The organism is Synechococcus sp. R55.7 (assembly GCF_047461955.1).
Classification (GTDB): domain Bacteria; phylum Cyanobacteriota; class Cyanobacteriia; order Thermostichales; family Thermostichaceae; genus Thermostichus.
Window position 1 is genome coordinate 1 of the sequence record NZ_JANSIC010000353.1, and the last position, 1,285, is coordinate 1,285.

Consider the following 1,285-nt stretch of genomic DNA (forward strand, 5'->3'; position numbering starts at 1 on the left):
AGGGGCTGGGGGTGAGGGTAGGCGGCACAGCGTCTTAACCTTGTTTGAAGTGATCAGAAGTGCTCATCCCATTTTCTGATTTGCAGTCTCAACGCCTGAGACTCGCTTGGATCAACCTTGCCCCAGCAGTCAACTTAACCCCAATTGGAGAGTCCAGATGTCAACGCAACTCACACAGCGGTTTGTGCAGGCAATGCACTATGCCCATCGCTGGCATGCTTCTCAAACCCGCAAGGGAACCGGGATCCCTTACCTCAGCCATCTGTTGGCCGTAGCAGCCATCGCCCTGGAGCATGGGGCGGATGAAGATGAAGCGATTGCCGCTCTGCTCCACGACAGCCTAGAGGACGGCCCCCACAACACAGGCGAGCCCCGGGCCCAGATTGAGCAACAGATCCGGGAGCACTTTGGAGAACGGGTGCTGCAGATCATCCTGGGATGTACGGATACCGAAAGCGATGGCTCCCGAGGCGAGCCCAAAGAAAACTGGAAAGAGCGCAAAACCGCCTACCTGAAGCACCTGGAAACGGCAAATGCCTCGGTTTTGTTGGTGGCCGCCTCTGACAAGCTGCACAACGCCCGCTGCATCTTGCGGGATTTTCGCCAACTGGGGGATGAACTCTGGCAGCGGTTTTCCGCCGGAAAAGAGGGATCCCTGTGGTATTATCGATCGTTGGCAGAGATTCTGAGGCGACGGCTGCCCGGCAATCTATCGGCGGAGCTTCAAGAGCTGGTGGCTGAGTTGCAATGCCAAGCTGGAGCGGTAATGCCTTGACAGAGACAAGCAGGGCTGAAGAAAATGCTGAGGGCAGCCCTATTCATCACACTTTTTGGGTCACGCACCTATGGTTCTCGCTGTTGGCACCCCTGCTCCTGGGTTCAACACCACTGACACCCAAGGCAACCAGGTTTCGCTGGCTGATTTTGCCGGCAAAACCGTTGTCCTCTATTTTTACCCCAAAGACGACACCCCCGGCTGTACCAAAGAAGCCTGTGGATTCCGCGACGCCTACGCCGACTACCAAAGCAAGGACGTGGTGGTGCTGGGGGTGAGCATGGACGACCAAGCTTCTCACCAAAAGTTCACCGAAAAGTACAACTTGCCTTTCCCCCTACTGGTGGATAGCAGTGGGGTGATTACCCGCGCCTACGATGTGGATGGGGGCGGCTATGCCAAGCGGGTGACCTACGTCATTGATGGCGAGGGCAAAATTGCCAAGGTCTACCAGAACATCAATACCGAAACCCATGCCCGCGATATTTTGGCGGATTTGGGTTTGTAGAA

The 1,285-nt window shown here is 56.0% G+C and carries 2 protein-coding genes; both read left to right on the forward strand.

Annotated elements, in window-relative coordinates:
- Window positions 1-157: 157 nt before the first annotated feature.
- The gene (locus NW820_RS12420) at window positions 158-775 is read left to right on the forward strand and encodes an HD domain-containing protein (protein ID WP_011432688.1); all 618 of its coding nucleotides are present in this window, start codon (window positions 158-160) and stop codon (window positions 773-775) included.
- A 70-nt stretch (window positions 776-845) separates the two neighbouring features.
- Window positions 846-1,283, forward strand: a complete 438-nt coding sequence (locus tag NW820_RS12425; RefSeq protein ID WP_011432689.1) for a peroxiredoxin — start codon at window positions 846-848, stop codon at window positions 1,281-1,283.
- Window positions 1,284-1,285 lie beyond the last annotated feature (2 nt).